The 1,283-nt window shown below is 77.0% G+C and carries 2 protein-coding genes; both read right to left on the reverse strand.

The window, feature by feature from the left end; translation table 11 throughout:
* Positions 1-186: 186 nt before the first annotated feature.
* Positions 187-648: a GNAT family N-acetyltransferase gene (locus O4J56_RS31980; protein WP_270690978.1), complete on the reverse strand. Its 462-nt coding sequence runs from the start codon at positions 646-648 to the stop codon at positions 187-189.
* Complete coding sequence (locus tag O4J56_RS31985; protein WP_270690980.1) at positions 645-1,163, reverse strand: hypothetical protein; 519 nt, start codon at positions 1,161-1,163, stop codon at positions 645-647. Before O4J56_RS31985 ends, O4J56_RS31980 begins: the two co-directional genes overlap by 4 nt.
* Between the last annotated feature and the right edge of the window lie 120 nt (positions 1,164-1,283).

Raw genomic sequence — 1,283 nt, forward strand, 5'->3', positions numbered from 1 at the left:
CAGCCGTGGATCGTGGGCCCGGCCCGGTCGGCGGCGGAGTCCAGGGCGTCCATCAGCTCGCCGAGGCCGTCCTCGCCGCGGTCGTCGTCCTGGGGCGCGGCGCCGGGGGCGCGGACGGGGCCCGCCGGGCCGGCCGGCACCGCCGGGTCGGCCCCCATGGGCCCCTCCGGTGGTGCCGGGGAGCGGCTACGGTGCGACGGGCAGGGTGTAGCGGAGCTTGTCCGTGGCGCCGGCCCCCAGGCGGTCGTAGAAGCGGATCGCGCCCTCGTTCCATGCGGGGGTCTGCCACTGGACCTCGGTGAGGCCGAGTTCGCGTGCGGTGTCGGCGACGGCGTCCATGACCTGCCTGCCGAGCCCCAGCCCCCGGGCGCCTTCGGACAGGAAGAGGCAGTCCATGTGCAGGTACTCGCGGCCCTGCCAGGTGGAGACCTCCGGCGAGCAGGTCGCGTACCCGGCGATGCCGCCCCCGGGGTCCAGGGCGACCAGGCAGTGCAGGCGGGGCTCGGGGCGGCCGAAGAGGAGGCCGCCGAGGCGTTCGGCCAGGCCGGGGGCGGGGGGCGGGGCCTTCTCGTAGGCGGCGTGCTCGGCGGCCAGCTCGGCGATGCGCGGCAGGTCGCCGGGGCGGGCGCGCCGCACCGCCCCACTCACCGGCACCCGCCCTCGAAGGCGTCCTGGGACCAGGCGGTGATCCTGGCGGCCGTATCGCCCCGGCCGTCCAGGATGCGGGCGGTGAAGGCGTCGCGCTCGTGCGCCAGGATGCGGGCCTCCCAGACGCAGGGGGCCCGGCCGGTCCGGCCGGGCCGGAGCAGCTCGGAGCGCCCCGCCCGGCCGGTGTAGACGGCGAGGTCGGACATGTGGTCCTCGAGCCAGCTGTGGACCAGGACGTGGTCGCCGTCCGCGCCTGCGTGGACGATGACCACGGCCAGGCCCAGGGAGCCGCGGTAGGCCCCCAGCGACAGGTGGCCCTGGGCGATGTCCATCGCGGCGTCCTCGCCGGGTGCGGTCACCGAGCGCCTGGGGGCGGTGAGGGTGTAGACCTTGGCCAGGTGCCCGCCGAGGTCCTGGGCGCCCAGGAAGCGGGTGGCGCGTTCGTGGTGCTCCTTGGACAGGGCCGATAGCGCGCGGGTGTCGACGGCTGCGGGCAGGTCCGGTTGTGGGTTCATGCCGCAAGTATGGTGCCCCGCCCGTGCCCGGCGGCGGCCGGGCGCGGGCGGGGCGAAAAATGGGGGGCCGCACCCGGCGGGGGCGGCCCCCCATTTGCCGTCAGGGGTCAGTCGCGGTGC

The organism is Nocardiopsis endophytica, from assembly GCF_027706725.1.
Lineage (GTDB): Bacteria > Actinomycetota > Actinomycetes > Streptosporangiales > Streptosporangiaceae > Nocardiopsis_A > Nocardiopsis_A endophytica.

Excerpts from the sequence above, each read along its gene's own strand:
- O4J56_RS31985 (WP_270690980.1), bottom strand. The coding sequence starts at position 1,163 with ATGAACCCACAACCGGACCTGCCCGCAGCCGTCGACACCCGCGCGCTA.